This window comes from Amycolatopsis decaplanina DSM 44594 (assembly GCF_000342005.1).
GTDB lineage: Bacteria > Actinomycetota > Actinomycetes > Mycobacteriales > Pseudonocardiaceae > Amycolatopsis > Amycolatopsis decaplanina.
Map to the genome: position 1 here is coordinate 1 of NZ_AOHO01000078.1, position 17,347 is coordinate 17,347.

The window sequence follows — 17,347 nt, forward strand, 5'->3', positions numbered from 1 at the left end:
CCCGGGGGACCTGACTAGTTACCCGTCCTTACCACTCACGAGTTCTTGCGCCCGTCGTCAGCCCGCGATCGGCTCGAACTCGACGACGCTGTCGAGCGCCTTGCCCATCGCGGCGTTCCCTTCGCGTTCGATCATGATCTCCACCAGCACCGGCCGCGACGTCCGCCCGGCCTCCTCGCGCGCCCACTCCAGCGAAGCCCGGATCTCGCCCGGCTCGGTGACGCGGGTGCCGGAGCAGCCGTAGGCCTCCATGACCTTCACATTGTCCGTACCGATCTTGTCGTAGTGGATGTCGACCTCGACGTTCATCCCGTAGCCGGTCTCGGCCTGCCGGATGAGCCCGAGGTACTCGTTGTTCAGCATGATCAGCACGAATCCGACGTCGTACTGCGCGGCCACCGCCAGTTCCTCCACCAGGAACTGGAACGAGTAGTCCCCGACGACGCCGACGACCTCGGCCTCCGGTTTCGCCTTCTTGACCCCGATCGCCGCCGGGATCTCCCAGCCGAGCGGGCCCGCCTGGCCGCACACCTGGTAGTGCCGCGGCTTGTGCGCGCGCTGGAACTGCCCGGACCAGATCTGGTAGAGGCCGATCGCGGTGACGAAGTAGGTGTCCTCGCCGTAGAACTCGTTGATCTCCTTGAACACCCGGGGCGCCTTGATGGGGGTGTCCTCGAAGTCCTCGCGTCGCGGCAGGCTCTTCCTGAGTTCCCCGATCCGCCGCGGCCACGCGCGATCCCGCGTCGGGGAACGCTTCGACGCCGCCTCGATCAACGCGTCCAGGAAGGCACCCGTGTCCGACACGATGCCGAGGTCCGGCCCGAACACCTTGCCCAGTTGCGTCGGCTCGATGTCGACGTGGACGAACTTCCGGTTCCCGCGGTAGACGTCGAGTTCACCGGTGTGCCGGTCGCCGAACCGCGCACCGAGGGCCACCACCAGGTCCGCTTCGAGGAAGGCCGCGTTCGCCCATCGCTGCGAGGTCTGGATGCCCGCCATGCCGGCGAACAGTTCGTGGTCCTCGGGGAAGGTCCCCTTGCCCATCAACGTCACGCCGACCGGGACACCGAGCAGTTCGGCCGCGGTCCGCAGCCGGTCGCTCGCGTCGCCGAGCACGACACCACCGCCCGCGAGGAACAGCGGCCGTTCGGCGGCCAGCAGCAGATCCAGCGCACGCTCGACCCTCGCCGGTGACGGCGTCGCCGTGGTGACCGGCAGCGGCGAGTCGATACTGGAGTCCCATTCGATCTCCTGCCGCTGGACGTCGATCGGCAGATCGATCAGCACCGGGCCCGGGCGGCCGGACCGCGCGATCCGGAACGCCTCCCGGAAAACCCAGGGCAGCTGGGCCGCCTCCTTGACCTGCACGGCCCACTTCGTCACCGGCTTGGCGATCTCGACGATGTCGACGGCCTGGAACGCTTCGGTGTGCAGCTTCCGTGAGTCGGCCTGACCGGTGACGCACAGGATCGGGATCGAGTCGGCCTGCGCGGTGTAGAGGCCGGTGATCATGTTCGTCCCGGCGGGCCCGGAAGTACCGATCGCGACACCGACGTTGCCGGTGGTCCTCGCCCAGCCGTCGGCCATATGGGTCGCGCCCTCTTCGTGGCGCACGATCAGATGCTCGATCCCGCTGTCCCGCATCGCGTGGTACAGCGGGAGGATCGCGGCGCCGGGGCAGCCGAACGCGGTGTCGACGCCCTCACTGACCAGGACGTCGACGACGGCCTGCATGGCGGGGATTCTGGGCATTCCTCACTCCTTGCTTTCCGCGCCGGACAGCGTTTCGACGACCTTCAGCAGGGCGGAGTGATCGAGCGAGCCGTGTCCCATCGCCCGTCCGGCGGCGACGAGTTGGGCAACCAGCCCGGTGAGCGGCAACGCGACGTCCGCCTGCCTGGCGGCGGCGAGGGCGATGCCCATGTCCTTGTGGTGCAGGTCGATCCGGAAGCCCGGCGCGAACTCCCTCGCCACCATGGACTTCCGCTTGAGCTCGAGGATCCGGCTGCCCGCCAGCCCGCCCGCGAGGACGTCCAGCCCGACACCGGCGTCCACGCCCGAGGCTTCGAGCAGCACGATGGCTTCGGCGATCAGTCCGTACGTCCCGCCGACCACCAGCTGGTTCGCGGCCTTGACGACCTGGCCGGCGCCGTGCGGTCCGACGTGGACGATCGTCTTGCCGACCGACTCCAGGATCGGGAGCGCGGCGGCGAAGTCTTCGTCCTCGCCGCCGACCATAATGGACAGTGAAGCCTGTTCCGCCCCGGCCTGACCGCCGGAGACGGGCGCGTCCAGCACGCGGATCTCCCGTTCACCGGCCCGCTCGGCCACCGCGACCGAGGTCTCCGGCCGGATCGTGCTCATGTCGATCAGCAAGGTGCCCGGTTTCGCCGATTCCAGCGCCCCGCCCGCCGCCAGGACGACGGCCTCGACCTGCGGGTGGTCCGGCAGCATGGTGATGACGACCTCCGCGCCCGACACGGCGTCCGTCACCCCGTTCGCGGCCCGGCCGCCCGCGGCTTCCAGCCGCGCGAGCGCGTCCGCGTTCGTGTCGAATCCGCTCACCTCGTGACCGGCGGCGACGAGATGTCCCGCCATCGGCCCGCCCATGATCCCCAGGCCGATGAATCCCAGCTTGGTCATGCCAGTCCCCTTCGTTCGAAAGGTAGCCACGACAGCGAATCCGCGCTCGGCCCGTCGGGCTTGTACTCCACGCCGACCTGCCCGCGGTAGCCCGCCGTCTGCAGCTTTTCCAGGTATCCCTCGATGTCCAGCGTTCCGGTCCCCGGCTGGTGGCGCCCTGGGGCATCGGCTATCTGCACATGGCCGATCCGTCCGGTGTGGACGGTCGTGACCGTGTCGAGGTCGTCACCGTTGACCGCCAGGTGGTACAGGTCGGCCAGCAGCTTCACGTTGTCCCGCCCGAGTTCGTCGAGCACCTTCAGTACGTCGTCCGCGGTCTTGAGCGGGTACTTCTCCGCCCCCGACAACGGCTCCAGGACGATCTCCGCGTCGATCCGCGCGGCCGCGTCCGACGCGAGCGCCAGATTCGACAGGCCGAGCTTGTCCTGCCCGGCCGGGTCCGCGCCGTCGATCCGGTTGCCGTAGAGCGCGTTGAACCGGCGGCAGCCGAGCCGCTCGCCGAGGTCGATCGCGGCGGCGATCGCGGCGGCGAACTCGTCCTCGCGGCCGGGCCAGCTGACCAGGCCGCGATCGCCACCCGCCATGTCGCCGGGAAAGAAGTTCAGTCCGGTCACCGCGACACCCGCCCGCTCGACCGACGCCACGAAGGCCTCGACCTCGGCGGTGTCCGGCATCGGCGTCTCGAACGGCCACCAGTACTCGACCGCGGTGAAACCCGCCGCGCGCGCCGCCTCCGCACGGTCGAGCAGCGGCAACTCGGTGAAGACCAGCGACAGGTTCAGCACATAGGGCAGCGCATGACGCGAACCGGGAAGATCGACCATCGAAACCTCAGCAATTTCGCTCTGCGGAATTTTTCTTTCGCATATCGAGAATAGCTCGCTGATCTGCCCTCGGTCAACGGGCGGTATACCGGGAACCGGGAATTGTCGGCCCCCCTCGTCAGCGTCGGCCGCCATGGACAGCACGCCCTTGCTCCTACTGGGCGGAGGCCTACGACTGGCGGGCCGCCGAGTCCCGGCTCAACGCGTTCCCTCAATGCCGGACCGAGATCGACGGGCTCGGCATCCGCTACCTCCACGGCGGTGACGCGGGCGACGATGAGCGGGTCTCGAGCGCCTCGCCCGGGACGCTCACCGTCTCGAACGTGGCGCTCGGGGCTCACGGACGGCGTCGACGTCAGGCCGGGGCCGCCATGGCAGCACAGGATCGGTTCGCCCCGGCCGGTCGCCGAGGTCCACAGCTCACGTCCGTCGTCGGTGATCACCACGGGATCATCCGATAGGCGGGATCGCCGTCATTGGTTATCTTCCGCGACATGACGACGTTTACGCCGCCGCAGCGGACGGCCACCCTCGCCGACGCGCCCGCCATCGCGGCGCTGATGCGGGCCTCTGTGCTGGAGTTGTTCCCCCGGTTCTACGACGAACGGCAGACCGCGAGCGCGGCGGAGCACATCGCGCGCCTCGATCTCCGGTTGATCGAAGACGGCACCTACTTCGTGCACGAGGCGAACGGCGAGATCGTCGCGTGCGGGGGTTGGAGCAGGCGCAACAAGACACACGCGGGCTCCGGCGGCGCGTCGGACGACGACCGTCCGCTCGATCCCGCCACCGAGCCCGCGCGGGTGCGCGCCATGTTCGTCCGCGGCGACTGGACGCGGCGCGGGCTCGGGCGCGCGATCCTCGAGTCCTGTCGTCTCGCGGCGAAGGCCGAAGGTTTCACTTCACTGACACTGACCGCGACCCTTCCCGGTGTCCCGCTGTACCTGTCGTTCGGCTTCACCGAAGTCGAACGGGTGACGGTGACGACGCCCGACGGTGTCGACGTACCGGGCGCTGTGATGGCCAGGGGCATCGACGATGTCGGATAGCATCGAAGCATGATCTCCGGGGCTACCGCACTCTCGTTCGTCCTGATCTGCCTGCTCGGCGCGATGGCACCGGGCCCGGATTTCCTGGTGGTGACCCGCAGCGCGATCCTCGGCGGGCGCAGGGCCGGCATCGCCGCCGGACTCGGCATCGCGCTCGGCGTCTTCGTCTGGGTGGTCGCGGTCGCGCTCGGGGTGGCGGCGATCCTCGCCGCGTCGGCGATCGCCTTCACCGTGGTGAAACTGATCGGCGCCGCATACCTGATCTTCCTCGGCGTCAAGGCGTGGCTGGCGGTGCGCCGCGGTGACTACAGCGAACTCAAGGACAAGGTGGCGCCGGTCGTCGTGCCCAAGGAGGCATTCCGGCAGGGACTGCTCACCAACCTGTTCAACCCGAAGGTCGCGATGTTCTTTCTCGCGCTGGTCCCCCAATTCCTCCCGCATTCGGCCTCGACCGCGCAGACCCTGCAGCTGGCGGTGCTGGCCACCACGGTGGCCGTCGTCTGGACCTTCGTCCTGGCGACGCTGGTCGGTTCGCTGCGGAGGTTCTTCGGCTCCGGCCGGGTGCGTCGCACGATGGACGCGGTGATGGGCACCTTCCTGGTCGGACTCGGCATCCGGGTCGCGGTCCAGAACTGACCGAGGGCGCCCATCACACGACGTCAGAGCGATTCGGCGGCGAGACGCGTACCTTCCACGCGGGCGGCGATCTTGGCGAACGCGGTGTCCCGGGACGTCGAGGTGTCGTCGGCGAACGGCGAGAAGCCGCAGTCGTCACAGGTGCCCAGCCGGTCCGGCGGGAGGTACCGAGCCGCCTGAAGAACCCTGTCCCGTACCTCTTCGGCGGTTTCGACGCGCGGGTCGATCGGATCGGTCACGCCGACGAAGATCCGCTGTTCCGGGCGAGAATGCTCGGCGATCACCCGCAACGCCCGCTCGGGATCCGCCTCGCTGGCCAGCTGGACGTAGACGTTGCCCACCTTCAGCTGGAACAGTGCCGGCAGCAGCCCGGCATAATCGACGTCGAGGCTGTGCACGGAATCCTGGTCTCCACCGGGACAGGTGTGCACACCGATCTTCTTCCGTTCCTCCTCGGAGAACCGGTCCAGTACGGCGTTGTTCAAGTCCACAAAAGACTGCAACAGCCCGCCGGACGGATCGAGCTTCAGCGACAACCTGCCTTCCGTGAAGTCGATCTGAACACTGTCGGCACCCGCGTCGAGACTGCGGCGGATATCGGACTCGGCCTCGTTCACCAGGTCGGCGATGAACTGTTCTTTGTCATATCCGGCCAATTCTTCACCGGGATAGACGAGACTGATCGCCGAAGCCGCGATCACCGCCTGCTTCACCGGCTTGGTCGCGTGCTTCTTGGCCGCACGCAGATAGGTGTCGGAGTAGGTCTGATAGCGGAACGGTCCGGCGGTGAGCCTGGGGAGTTGCCGGGTGTGCCCGTCCGCGAAAGGGATGACGACACCGTCCGCCGCCAGCGAAGTGAGTCCCGCCAAAGGATACGTGGCAAAGCTCGGCTTGCCCTGTTCCCCGTCGGTGATGACCGGCGAGCCGGTCTCCTCCAGACGTCTGATGGTGTCCACAAGGGCCTTTTCCTGCAACTCGCCGAGCCCGTCGGCGTCGAGCCGCCCGGCCGCGTGCTCACCGAGCGCTTCGACGAGGTAGCCAGGACGGGGAATACTGCCGATCGGTTCGGTGGGTATGGTCATCGCTCGCGTCCTCCCAGATGGAGCAATCCGCGGCCACCCTGGCCACAAGCGTGGAAACTACCGAGCCCTCCACTCTTTGACGATCTTTCATCGTGCCGAAACCCCTAATGGCGCAACCATTCGACACATATGGATCTTTCTTCGCCACGGCGTATAGATCGTTATACGACATACGGCGAAATTCGATGCTTCTCCGGCACTGCTCCTGGGTATCCCGTGGATGTCGACGGCCGGGGCGTACCCAAGGAGAAACCGATGCTGAGCCATCACGATCGGCAAGAACTGCAAAAGATCGAGCGCTGGTTCGAGCTCACCGAGCCGGCGCTGGCCGCCCGGCTCAGCTCCGGCAGGCCCGCCCGGCCGCCCCTGCTCCGGCTGGCCGTCGTCTTGAGTCTTGACATCACCGCGGGACTGTTGATGCTGCTGGGCATGGTCGCGAGCAGTCCGGCCCTGTTGCTGACCGGGATGATCACCGTGACCATGGCGGTGATCGTGCATCTGTCCCGGTTCGGGCGCGACTGATCATCTTCCCCGCGCGCCGGTAGAGTCCGGCCGATACGTCCGGTTCACTGGGAGGAAGACGCATGCGGTTCATGATCATCATCAAGGCGGACGAGGATTCCGAAGCCGGGAGGATGCCGCCGATGGAGGCTTTGACCGCGATGGCGAAGTTCAACCAGGACATGCTCGACGCCGGGATTCTGGTGGGCGGCGAGGGTCTGCAGGAGAGTTCGAAGGGCGCACGGGTCAGGCTCAACGCGGCCGGGTCCACCGTCACCGACGGCCCGTTCGCCGAAACCAAGGAACTCGTCGGCGGCTTCTGGATCGTTGATGTGCCTTCGCGCGCCGAAGCGATCGATTGGGCGAAGCGCTGTCCCACTCCCCCGCACGGCGACACCGTGCTCGAGATCCGCAAGATCCTCGAAGCCGAGGATTTCGGCGAGAACTTCACGCCGGAACTGCAGGAGAACGAGCAGCGGATGCGCGACGAGATCGCCGAACGGTCCTAGGCCGGATGGCCGTCCGGGAGTGGGTGCTCCATGTCGACCTCGACCAGTTCATCGCGGCGGTCGAGGTCGCCCGGCGGCCTGAGCTGCGTGGCAAGCCCGTGGTCGTCGGCGGCACGGGCGATCCGTCCGAACGCGCCGTGGTGGCGACGGCGTCGTACGAAGCGCGGGAATTCGGCATCCGGTCCGGGATGCCGTTGCGAACCGCCGCGAAACGCTGTCCTGACGCGACCTTCCTGGCGACGGACGCACCCGCGTACCAAGAAGTCTCCGATCGGGTGATGGCGACCCTGCGGGACTTCCCGGTGGTCGTCGAGGTGCTCGGCTGGGACGAAGCGTTCCTCGGCGTCACCACCGACGATCCCGAAGCACTCGCCGCCGGCCTCCGGCGGGAGGTAGCCGAAGAGACCGGGCTGTCCTGCTCGGTCGGCATCGGGGACAACAAGCTGCGCGCCAAACTCGCCACCGGATTCGCCAAACCGGCGGGGATCTTCCGTCTCGTCCAGGACAACTGGTGGGAGATCATGGCCGAGAAGCCGACGGACGCGCTTTGGGGCATCGGCGCCAAGACCACGAAGAAGCTCGCCGAGGCCGGATATCGCACCGTCCTGGAACTGGCGGGCGCCGATCCGGCGGACCTCGCGGCGCGATTCGGCCCGAAGCTCGGCCCGTGGTACCGGATCCTCGCCGGAGGACTCGGCGACGCCGAGGTCACCGCGACGCCCTACGTCGCACGATCCCGCGGCCGCGAGACGACCTTCCAGCAGAACCTCACCGATCCCGAGGCCATGGCCGCGGAGGTCGTCGCGCTGGCGAAACGGGTCTCGCAGGACGTCGACGAGGAAGGCAGGCCCGTCGCGCGGGTCGCGGTCAAGGTCCGGTTCGCACCGTTCCAGACTCATACACACAGCGTGACCCTGCCCGCACCGACCTCGGACCCCGCCGAAATCGAGAAGGCGGCGCTGGCCGTGCTCGGCATGTTCGAACTCGGCAGACCGGTCCGGCTGCTGGGCGTCCGCGCCGAATTCCTCGCACCCTCGGCGCGATCCACGTCGCCTTGACAGCGCTCGCGGCGTTTTGCCATTCTGGTTCCGGGTCGAGAGGCGCTGCGACGGAATTTCTTCCGCCACGCTCGGCCCGCTACGACAGACTTAAGGGCGCCTCCCACTGTGGAGGTGCCTTTCTTGCGTCAGAACCCTTTTCCGGCCTTCGTCGTCGAGGCCACGCGCTGAACCCCGTACCGACTCCGTCCTTCCCACCACCGGAGAAGGACCGCTTTGCCCTGCCCTACTTGATGATCGGAGAACCAGTGAGCCCCACCCTGTCCAAGGTCAACGGGATCGAATTCGCCGTCGCCGACCTCTCCTTGGCCGAGGCCGGCCGCAAGCAGCTGCGCCTCGCCGAGGTCGAGATGCCCGGCTTGATGGCGCTGCGCCGCGAATACGCCGACTCGCAGCCGCTGAAGGGCGCGCGGGTCGCGGGTTCACTGCACATGACCGTCCAGACCGCCGTGCTGATCGAGACGCTCGTCGCACTGGGCGCCGAGGTGCGCTGGGTGTCCTGCAACATCTTCTCCACACAGGACGAGGCGGCCGCGGCCGTCGTCGTCGGCCCGAACGGCACCGTCGAGAACCCCTCGGGTTCTTCGGTCTTCGCGTGGAAGGGCGAGACGCTCGCCGAATACTGGTGGTGCACCGACCAGCTCTTCGACTTCGGTGACGGCCGGGTCCCGAACATGGTCCTGGACGACGGCGGCGACGCGACCCTGCTGATCCACAAGGGTGTCGAGTTCGAGGGCGCGGGGGCCGTTCCGCAGGCGACCGAGGAAGACGGCGAGGAGTACGGCCTCGTGCTGGAGACCCTGCGCGAGAGCCTCGGCCGCGACACCGGCAGGTTCACCCGCATCGCCAAGGAGGTCCGCGGGGTCACCGAGGAGACCACCAACGGCGTCAAGCGGCTCTACAAGCTCGCCAAGGAAGGCGAGCTGCTGTTCCCGGCGATGAACGTGAACGACTCGGTGACGAAGTCGAAGTTCGACAACAAGTACGGCATCCGCCACTCGCTCATCGACGGTCTCAACCGCGGCACCGACGTGATGATCGCGGGCAAGGTCGCGGTCGTCTGCGGCTACGGCGACGTCGGCAAGGGCGCGGTCGAATCGCTGCGCGGCCAGGGCGCCCGCGTGGTCGTCACCGAGATCGACCCGATCTGCGCGCTGCAGGCGGCGATGGAGGGCCTCGACGTCGTGGAACTCGACGATGTCGTCGAGCGCGGCGACATCTTCATCACCACCACCGGCAACTTCGACATCATCATGGCCGACCAGATGGCCAAGATGAAGCACAACGCGATCGTCGCGAACGTCGGGCACTTCGACAACGAGATCGACATGGCCGGTCTCGCGAAGATCCCGGGCATCCAGAAGATCGAGGTCAAGCCGCAGGTGCACGAGTGGGTCTTCCCCGCGACGGCGGACCGCGAGGCACACTCGATCATCGTGCTGTCCGAGGGCAGGCTGATGAACCTCGGCAACGCGACCGGTCACCCGAGCTTCGTGATGTCGAACTCCTTCACCAACCAGACGATCGCGCAGATCGAGCTGTTCACGAAGCAGGGCGAGTACACCACCGACGTCCACGTGCTGCCCAAGCACCTCGACGAAAAGGTGGCCCGCCTGCACCTCGACGCGTTGGGCGTCCGCCTGACGAAGCTGACCAAGCGCCAGGCCGAGTACATCGGCGTGGACGTCGAGGGTCCGTACAAGCTGGACCACTACCGGTACTGAGGTCTGCCGCCTCGTGAGTGGTCAGGGCGGTTCTGACCGTCCTGACCACTCACGAGACCCAATGCGGTCCGGCGGGTTTGCCTGCCCGCTAGGCCGAATGCGTCGGAAACTTCCGCCGGATGGACCTGTTTCCCGCCGATCAAGGCGGGAATCCCTTACGTAGCCACACCCCGGTAGCACTCGGACCGGGCGACTACGAAGGAGAAGGTGTTCCCGTGATCATTCTCGGCGTCATCCTGATTGTCGTCGGTGTCATCGCCAGCATCCCCGTCTTGTACTCGATCGGGATCGCGTTGGCGGTCATCGGCATCATCCTGGCCGTTCTCGGGAACACCGGGAAGGCCATCGGCGGTCGCGCCCACTGGTACTGAGCACCGGATCGAAACCGGTACCGAGCCCCCGGTACCGGCGCTGAAACAGCCCGGGCGCCCGGCGTTCCCCTCACGCCGGGCGCCCGGGCCGTTTCCGCCTTCCGCTCGCCGGGTATCCGCCTCGGACGAGGAGAAGGAGGGAGAGCCGATGGCAGGGACGGACCCTCGCCCGTACTTGACGGAGGCGAGCTACCCGTGTGGACGCGACGAACTCTTGCGGGCCGCCGCGGCGGCCGGAGCGGGCGACGAGGTTCTCGGTCCGCTGGGCGCCCTTCCCGAGCGTGACTACTCGGATGGAGACGGCGTCTGGGACGCGGTGTGCGCCTGCGAAGGCGCTTCGATCCACGACACCGCGAAGGAAGCACCGTGACATGAAGGGGCCCCCCGGCTCCGAGGGGGAGGGAGAGCCGGAGGACCCCGTCATAGTTAACACATTCCCGGCCGCGATGTACACGAACGCATACACCTTCGAGTGGCAATCGGTCACGATCTCCCGAATCCGGCCGGACTGGTGTATTGGCCGCCGGTCAAGAAGCCCGCAGCAGCAGCTGAGCCGACACCTCCGCGCACGAGCAGCCGCCGTCGACGTCGAAACAGTCGATCGTCAGCGTGTGCCGGGCGAAGTCGAGGTCGACGCAGCCATCTTCACTGCATTCGGTGAAACCCCCGTCGAGGTGGACCACCAGGGTTCCGTGGCAGTGGTCGAGTCCGCCGGCGCAGAACGCGCACTCCAAGTTCATGCCGCCTCCCGCGATCAGGTCGAAGATCGCTTCGGAAAAGTTCTCCTCTAGTGCCTTACTACCACCGAGGGACGACAGATCCTGGCATACGCGCGGTGTGTCGCGGCACCCGGCGGAGCGACACCGGACACAGTGGAACGAAGGACAAACCTGTCTTGTCCACGACCCCGGTCACCCGTGGGGTCGTGAGTGGTGAGGACGGTTATTGAGGGGCTGGGCAACCGTGGCGTGCCGTATCGGCGGCCATGGGCGTGAGTCCCGAGCGCCACGTTCGAGACGATGAGCGTCCCGGGCGAGGCGCTCGAGACCCGCTCATCGTCCGAGGCTTTGCCCTACCCCTCAATAACCGTCCGCAAAGGAGAGTCAGGCACTCTTCGGGGTTCGCTTGCCGGACGCGGGTTTCTTCGCCGCGGTCGCCTTCTTGGCCGTCGAAGGCTTCCGGCTCTTCTTCGCCTCGCTCACGCTGGCCTGCAAGGCTTCCATGAGGTCGACGACGTCGGCCTTCGCGCCGACGGCCTTCGGTTTCGTCGTCTGATTCCCCGCGGCCTTGGCCTCGATCATGGCCTCCAGCGCCTCGCGGTAGGAATCGGTGTACTTCTCATGCTCGAACATCGGTTCCGAGAGCGAATCGATCAGCGAGCCCGCCATCGTGAGCTCCTGCGGCCGCACCTGCGGCGGATCCTCGTGAAGGAACCCGAAGTCCGGGACACGGACCTCGTCGGGCCACAGCATCGTCGTCATCATCAGGACGTCGCTGTGCACCCGCAGGATCGCGAGCGTCTCCCGCTGCCGGATGGCGACCTTCGCGATCGCCACGTGACTCGCCTTCTGCAGCGCGTCACGCAGGACCACGTACGGCTTGACGGCGTTCTTCTGCGGTTCGAGATAGTAGGTCTTGTCGAAGTGGATCGGGTCGATGGACTCCAGCGGGACGAACTCGAGCACGTCGATCGCCCGCGACGACGCCAGCGGCAGTTCGGACATGTCCTCGTCGGTGAGCACGACCATCTCGCCGTCGGGCAGTTCGTAGCCCTTGGCGATCTCGGCGTAGGGCACTTCCTCGCCGTCGATCGTGCAGAACCGCTTGTACTGGATGCGGCCACCGTCGGCCTCATGCACCTGGCGCAGCGAGACGTTCTTGTTCTCGGTGGCCGCGTAGAGCTGGATCGGAATGCTCACCAGCCCGAAGGACACCGAGCCCTTCCACATCGAACGCATCGAGCCGCACCTCCGCCGACGTCACCCGCAGTACTCACGCACGGTGACCACCGTAGCCCGAAACGGCTCACCGCGACAGTCCCGCGAACCCGATCGCGGGACCGTCACGGTTCTCGAATCAGGCTTCGGCCAGGAACTTCTCCGCTTTCGCGGGATCGAAGAACCAGTGCTGGAAGTCGGTCGGATCGGAGAACCCGTTCGCGAACCGCCTCGCCACGGCGGGCTTCTCCCCCGCCGCGCCGATGATCTGGAGCACGTGCGGAGGCGGCGGCTGCAGCATCGCGTTGGTCCAGGTCGTCACGTGCTGGGCGTACTCCCAGTACCTGTCGAACGACGCCGTCATCCACTCCTCGTCGAACGGCTTGTCCCCGCGTTCGAGGATCGAGTCCAGATAGGACGCCGCGCAGTGGCTCGCGTTGTTGGAGCCCTGACCGGTGATCGGGTCGTTGGCCACCACGACGTCGGCCATGCCGAGCACCGCGGTCCCGGACGGCAGCTTGCCGACCGCGTTCCGCACGACCGGGGTGTACCCGCCGGCCAGGGTCGCCTTGTCGTCGGTCAGCACGACATTCCGCGAACGCTCGTACTCCCACGGGAGGAACTGCTTCATCAGCGACAGGATCCGGTCGAGATGCTGCTGCGGCGACGGCCGGTCACTCCAGCAGTCGAGCGGGCCGCCGGGGATGCCCTCGAAGAACAGGATGTCGCAGTTCCCGCTCAGCGTGTACGCGGGGATCATGAACAGCTCCCCCACGCCCGGGATGATGTTGAACCGCACCGCCGCCTTGTCCGGGTGCTCGGGCCGGGGCTCCATGCCGTGCACGTAGGCCAGCGAGAGCGCGCGCTGGGGCTCGGTGTACGGCGAGCGCTCCGGGATCCGGTCGAAGAGCTGGACCAGCTCACCCTTGCCCGCCGCGATGACGACGAGGTCGTAGAGCTTCGCCAGCGGCGCGAGATCCGAGGTGGTGACGCCGTGGATGACGACCTTGCCGCCGCGGTCCTCCACCAGTTCCAGCCACGCCGCCATCTTCACCCGCTGGTCGACCGACTGCGCGTAGTGCTCCAGCGGCGAGAACCAGTCCAGCACGCGGCTGGAGTCCGGGCCGGCGATGGACACGCCGAGTCCCTCGACCCGGACGGTCTCGTCCTCCCACAGGTTCAGCTTGTGGTCACGCTCGTGCTGCAGAGCGGAGTGGAACATGCACTGGGTCGACATCACCTTGCCGGACCGGATCTCGTCCGGCGTCCGCGCCGACATCACCGTGACGTCGTAGTCGTGGTCCAGCAGGCTCAAGGCCAGTTGCAACCCCGACTGCCCGGCACCGACGATCAGAACCTTGCGCATCCTCGACGTTCCTCCTGGAAACGGTTCAGCTGAGTGAAGCGTACGGAGTTGATGGCCCCTCAGCGGAAAAACGTGCTTCGGGGCGGCGGCCAGGCCCGGAGACCACCGCGAGGGACAGCGTGTGCGACACCAGTTCCCGCAGCGTCGCGACCGCCGACTTCGGGTCGCGGGCGTCGCAGGTGACCAGCGGGATGTCCGGCGACAACGCCAGTGCGTCGCGGACCTCTTCGAGGTCGTGCACCGGCATCCCCTCGAACTGGTTGACCGCGACGATGAACGGCAGCTCGGAGTCGTTCTCGAAGTAGTTGATCGCGGCGAACGACTGGTCGATCCGGCTGGTGTCGACCAGCACGACGGCGCCGAGCGCTCCGCGCGAGAGGTCGTCCCAGAGGAACCAGAACCGAGCCTGTCCGGGGGTGCCGAACAGGTACAGGAGCAGGTCTTCACGCAGGGTGATCCGGCCGAAGTCCATCGCGACCGTGGTGGTGGATTTGGTTCCGGGCGGCACCAGCTCGTCGACCTCGGCGCCGGCCTCGGTCATCCAGGCCTCGTTGCTCAGCGGCGGGACCTCGGAGACGGAGCCGACGAACGTCGTCTTGCCCACGCCGAATCCACCGGCGACCACGATCTTGGCGGAAATCGCCAAAAGATCGGCGTCAGACCGGGAGGCGCTTGAGTCCATCGAGGATCCTCTCGAGCACGTTCGTATCGTGGTTGTAGGCGTGGGCCGTCGGGTGCACGAAGACGGCACCCTGGGTGGCGAGGTCGCCGATGAGCACCCGGACCACGCCCAAGGGCAGATCCAGTCCCACCGAAAGCTCGGCGATCGACGAGCGTTCGCGGGCGCGCTCGTACAGCGAGCGCGATTCGGGCATCAGCGCCTCGGCCAGCGACGGGTCGTAACGCGGGACAGAGATCAGGGTCTCCACCAGCAGCAGCTGGCTGCTCTTGGTACGGCCACCGGTCAGCGCGTACGGCCGGATTCGGCGGCTGCGCATCTTGACGGGCCGGTCCGGAGATCGGTCGCTGGACACGGTCATCCCTTCCTTCTCCGGATTCTCAGGCCTGCGGCCGTCGGGCGGTCAAGACCTGCCGGAGTCCCGCTCGCACCTCGGGGGTGAGGGCGTGACCGGCGTTGGTGATGAACTGGGTCATCTCGTAGGCGACGACCTTCATGTCGCAGTCCGGTTCGGTGAGCACCGCGAGCCCCGCCTCGGCACCGATCCCCATGAACAGGAAGTACCCGCGGGTGAGCCGGATGATGATCTGTTCGCAGTTGCCCTTGCCGAACAGCGCGGCGCTGTTACCCGCGAGGCTGAGCAGGCCGCTGGCGATGGCCGCGAGCTGCTCGGCGTCGTCACTGGACACCGATTCCGAGGCGGTCAAAGGGAAACCGTCGACGGACATGATCAGCGCATGGCTGGCTCCGTGCACCTTGCGCACGAAGTCGTCGAGCAGCCACGTGAAATCCGTGGTCGCGTCCTGGGCGGTCACTGGGTGTTTCCTCCGGTCTCACGCTCGTGCCGGTCGTCGAGGGCGGCACGCTCGCCGTCGGTGAAGGCATCGAGGTCGGCCAACAGCGCCTCGTGTCCGTCCGCCGCGTCGGCGGGCGGGGTGGTGGGCGGGGCCGGTTCGTCTGGCAAAGTCCTGATACTGCGGGAAACCCGGCGCGGAAGGCCGCTGGCCGTGGTACCGCCGTCGGCGGGCGGCTGGAAGGCCGTGCGCGGACGCGGATCGGGTTTCCGTTCCGGTTCCGGGGAAGGAGCCGGGGAAGGAGCCGGGCGGCGCCTCGGCAGCCCGGACGGCGTCGCGACAGGGTTGCCCACGGACGCTCCGTTGGTGATCCTGGCCTGCGGCAGCACGACGGTCTGCGAACCGGACCACTGCTTCTCGGCCAGTTCCGAGACCACCGGGACCGGCAGCAGCACCGTGGCGACCGTGCCGTGCGGGGTTCGGCGGTCGAGCTTGACGGTGATCTCGTGCCGGTCGGCGAGCCTGCCGACAACGGCGAGTCCCATGTGCCGCACCGAATCGTCGTCGAGTACCGGACCGGCGGCGAGCCGCTCGTTCAGTGCCGTGAGGCGGTCGGGCGGCATGCCGATGCCCTCGTCCTCGATGCGGATCAGCACGCTCCCCTGTTCGGTGAGGTGCGCGCTGACGCTGACCGGCGAGCTCGGCGACGACTGGTTCGCCGCGTTGTCGAACAGTTCCGCGAGGATCCGGCTGACGTCTTCGGCGGCGAAGCCGACGACACCGAGCGAAACGACGCGGCCGATCGTGATCCGCGAGTAGTGGTCGATCGACGACATCGCGGCCCGCATCACGTCGAGCACGGACGAGATCCCGGCAGCGGTGTCGTCGGCGTCCCGGCCGGCGAGCACGCGCAGGTTCTCGGCGTTGCGCCGCAACCGGGTCGCGAGGTGGTCGAGCCGGTAGAGCTCGGCGAGGCGGTCGGAGTTCTCCTCCCCCGCCTCCATCGTCTCCAGCTGCGCTAGCAGCTGGTCGAGCAGATTGAGGTCGCGCAGCGCGACGTTGGAGCAGACGCCGGCGAGCGCGCCGGCGTCCGGCGCGTCCACGGCGGGCCTCTGCTCCACCTCCGGTTCGGCCGGTGCCGCCGACGGAGCGTGCCGGGGTGGCGCGGCGAGGAACTGCGCCGCGGCGACCCTGGAACGGTCCAGAAGAACCCGTGAGCGGTCAAGCAAGCCTCGAGCCCGCGTCACCATGTGCTTCCACTTCTTTCTCTTCGCATACCCGGACCCGTGTCGCACTCCCCAGCACAACGGCGATCATGCAAGCAGAAGTCACTATCCGTGTCCACAGTCGGTTTCTGATCAACCGCCTGCAGTGACCTGGTCACGAACGCGTTACGCCTGGTGAGCGACGCGCGTTAGACCATTCGGCTGCATCTTGAGTGTTCTACACCACCGGGATGTCCGAAAAGTGCGGACTGCGCATAAATTTGCGTGGCACGCAACTTTTGCCTAAGCTGATCGGCATGGCCCTCGACCCGACCGCGCCGCTGGGACTGCGCGAACGCAAGAAGCGCGCGGCCCGTCGCGCCATGAGCGAGGCAGCGCTCAAACTCGCCGCGGAGAAAGGCGTCGAACAGGTCCGCGTCGAGGACATCGCCAACGCCGTCGGCGTCTCCCCGCGCACGTTCAACAACTACTTCTCCAGTAAGGAGGAGGCGATCTGCTCGTTCATCGTCGAACGGCAGGAACAGGTGCTGGAAGCCCTGCGTGACAGGCCCCCGGAGGAGCCGCTGTGGGAAGCCGTCAGCGCGGCGACACTGGAGACCTACGGCCGTGACGGAGAGCCGAACCGCGACACGGTGAAGATCGCCCGGTCGATGATCCTGCACCCGTCGGTGCACGGCGAATTCCTCAAGGCGCACGCCACCGTCGAACGGGTGCTGGCGGAGGGGATCCTGGAACGAGCGGGAGCCGGCCCCGAAAATGCATTGAACGCGCGGCTGATGGCGGCCATCGTGGAGTCCGCCGTGAAGACGGCTTTCTTCAACTGGCTGATGAACGAGGGTACCGAGCCGTTCCTCGAGACGGTCTCCGTCCTTCTGCGCGAGGCCGCCGCGGGCATCCCGTCCCTCACCGGACCCGAACCGGTGAAGAAACCGAAGAAGCAGTAACACC

Annotated in this window: 21 protein-coding genes; 10 read left to right on the forward strand and 11 right to left on the reverse strand. The window is 67.3% G+C overall.

Features of this window, described 5'->3' with window-relative positions; translation table 11 throughout:
• Positions 1-57: 57 nt before the first annotated feature.
• From gcl to H074_RS35285, 3 genes are read right to left on the reverse strand one after another with little or no spacing between them, the layout of a single operon-like run.
• The gene (gcl, locus tag H074_RS35275) at positions 58-1,752 is read right to left on the reverse strand and encodes a glyoxylate carboligase (RefSeq protein ID WP_083920549.1); all 1,695 of its coding nucleotides are present in this window, start codon (positions 1,750-1,752) and stop codon (positions 58-60) included.
• 3 nt (positions 1,753-1,755) lie between these two features.
• On the reverse strand, positions 1,756-2,643 hold the full coding sequence (locus tag H074_RS35280) for an NAD(P)-dependent oxidoreductase (RefSeq protein WP_007034882.1): 888 nt from the start codon (positions 2,641-2,643) through the stop codon (positions 1,756-1,758).
• Positions 2,640-3,467 carry a hydroxypyruvate isomerase family protein gene (locus H074_RS35285; protein ID WP_007034883.1) on the reverse strand — a complete coding sequence of 276 codons (828 nt, stop codon included), beginning with the start codon at positions 3,465-3,467 and terminating at the stop codon, positions 2,640-2,642. Before H074_RS35285 ends, H074_RS35280 begins: the two co-directional genes overlap by 4 nt.
• Positions 3,468-3,568: 101 nt before the next feature.
• Between H074_RS35285 and H074_RS42420 the strand changes: the two genes are divergently transcribed.
• Genes H074_RS42420 through H074_RS35295 form a run of 3 tightly spaced genes read left to right on the forward strand, consistent with a single transcriptional unit; the run spans position 3,569 to position 5,152 of the window.
• Positions 3,569-3,928 carry an epoxide hydrolase N-terminal domain-containing protein gene (locus tag H074_RS42420; protein WP_420805412.1) on the forward strand — a complete coding sequence of 120 codons (360 nt, stop codon included), beginning with the start codon at positions 3,569-3,571 and terminating at the stop codon, positions 3,926-3,928.
• A gap of 33 nt (positions 3,929-3,961) precedes the next feature.
• Positions 3,962-4,516: a GNAT family N-acetyltransferase gene (locus H074_RS35290; protein ID WP_007034884.1), complete on the forward strand. Its 555-nt coding sequence runs from the start codon at positions 3,962-3,964 to the stop codon at positions 4,514-4,516.
• Between the two features lie 9 nt (positions 4,517-4,525).
• Positions 4,526-5,152 (forward strand): LysE family translocator, encoded by a 627-nt coding sequence (locus H074_RS35295; protein WP_007034885.1) that lies wholly within the window; start codon positions 4,526-4,528, stop codon positions 5,150-5,152.
• A gap of 23 nt (positions 5,153-5,175) precedes the next feature.
• Here H074_RS35295 and H074_RS35300 read toward each other — a convergent pair whose 3' ends face one another.
• Positions 5,176-6,234, reverse strand: a complete 1,059-nt coding sequence (locus H074_RS35300) for a cobalamin-independent methionine synthase II family protein (protein WP_007034886.1) — start codon at positions 6,232-6,234, stop codon at positions 5,176-5,178.
• 255 nt (positions 6,235-6,489) lie between these two features.
• On the opposite strand from H074_RS35300, the gene H074_RS35305 reads away from it, so the two are divergent.
• The 6 genes from H074_RS35305 to H074_RS35325 all read left to right on the forward strand — a co-directional run bounded on the left by H074_RS35305 (position 6,490) and on the right by H074_RS35325 (position 10,767).
• A complete protein-coding gene (locus H074_RS35305) occupies positions 6,490-6,756 on the forward strand; it encodes a DUF3040 domain-containing protein (protein ID WP_007034887.1) in 267 nt (88 codons plus the stop codon).
• A gap of 62 nt (positions 6,757-6,818) precedes the next feature.
• Entirely contained in the window at positions 6,819-7,244 is a 426-nt protein-coding gene (locus tag H074_RS35310) for a YciI family protein (protein WP_007034888.1), read from the forward strand.
• A 5-nt stretch (positions 7,245-7,249) separates the two neighbouring features.
• Complete coding sequence (locus tag H074_RS35315; protein WP_007034889.1) at positions 7,250-8,302, forward strand: DNA polymerase IV; 1,053 nt, start codon at positions 7,250-7,252, stop codon at positions 8,300-8,302.
• 248 nt (positions 8,303-8,550) lie between these two features.
• The gene (ahcY, locus tag H074_RS35320; protein ID WP_007034890.1) at positions 8,551-10,026 is read left to right on the forward strand and encodes an adenosylhomocysteinase; all 1,476 of its coding nucleotides are present in this window, start codon (positions 8,551-8,553) and stop codon (positions 10,024-10,026) included.
• A 215-nt stretch (positions 10,027-10,241) separates the two neighbouring features.
• Positions 10,242-10,397 carry a DUF6131 family protein gene (locus H074_RS41215; RefSeq protein WP_007034891.1) on the forward strand — a complete coding sequence of 52 codons (156 nt, stop codon included), beginning with the start codon at positions 10,242-10,244 and terminating at the stop codon, positions 10,395-10,397.
• A 148-nt stretch (positions 10,398-10,545) separates the two neighbouring features.
• Complete coding sequence (locus H074_RS35325) at positions 10,546-10,767, forward strand: DUF2795 domain-containing protein (protein ID WP_007034892.1); 222 nt, start codon at positions 10,546-10,548, stop codon at positions 10,765-10,767.
• A 157-nt stretch (positions 10,768-10,924) separates the two neighbouring features.
• Here H074_RS35325 and H074_RS35330 read toward each other — a convergent pair whose 3' ends face one another.
• The 7 genes from H074_RS35330 to H074_RS35360 form a co-directional block, all read right to left on the reverse strand.
• Positions 10,925-11,137 (reverse strand): hypothetical protein, encoded by a 213-nt coding sequence (locus tag H074_RS35330; protein WP_007034893.1) that lies wholly within the window; start codon positions 11,135-11,137, stop codon positions 10,925-10,927.
• A gap of 363 nt (positions 11,138-11,500) precedes the next feature.
• A complete protein-coding gene (ku, locus tag H074_RS35335) occupies positions 11,501-12,355 on the reverse strand; it encodes a non-homologous end joining protein Ku (RefSeq protein ID WP_007034894.1) in 855 nt (284 codons plus the stop codon).
• Between the two features lie 118 nt (positions 12,356-12,473).
• A complete protein-coding gene (locus H074_RS35340; RefSeq protein ID WP_007034895.1) occupies positions 12,474-13,700 on the reverse strand; it encodes a styrene monooxygenase/indole monooxygenase family protein in 1,227 nt (408 codons plus the stop codon).
• A gap of 25 nt (positions 13,701-13,725) precedes the next feature.
• Entirely contained in the window at positions 13,726-14,382 is a 657-nt protein-coding gene (locus H074_RS35345) for a GTP-binding protein (RefSeq protein WP_007034896.1), read from the reverse strand.
• Positions 14,357-14,740, reverse strand: coding sequence for a DUF742 domain-containing protein (locus H074_RS35350; RefSeq protein ID WP_007034897.1), 384 nt, complete (start codon positions 14,738-14,740; stop codon positions 14,357-14,359). The genes H074_RS35345 and H074_RS35350 overlap by 26 nt, the downstream gene beginning before the upstream one ends.
• A 19-nt stretch (positions 14,741-14,759) precedes the next feature.
• On the reverse strand, positions 14,760-15,194 hold the full coding sequence (locus tag H074_RS35355; RefSeq protein WP_005159022.1) for a roadblock/LC7 domain-containing protein: 435 nt from the start codon (positions 15,192-15,194) through the stop codon (positions 14,760-14,762).
• Positions 15,191-16,423, reverse strand: coding sequence for a sensor histidine kinase (locus H074_RS35360; protein ID WP_007034898.1), 1,233 nt, complete (start codon positions 16,421-16,423; stop codon positions 15,191-15,193). The genes H074_RS35355 and H074_RS35360 overlap by 4 nt, the downstream gene beginning before the upstream one ends.
• A gap of 272 nt (positions 16,424-16,695) precedes the next feature.
• Between H074_RS35360 and H074_RS35365 the strand changes: the two genes are divergently transcribed.
• Complete coding sequence (locus H074_RS35365; protein WP_007034899.1) at positions 16,696-17,343, forward strand: TetR/AcrR family transcriptional regulator; 648 nt, start codon at positions 16,696-16,698, stop codon at positions 17,341-17,343.
• The last annotated feature ends 4 nt before the right edge of the window (positions 17,344-17,347 follow it).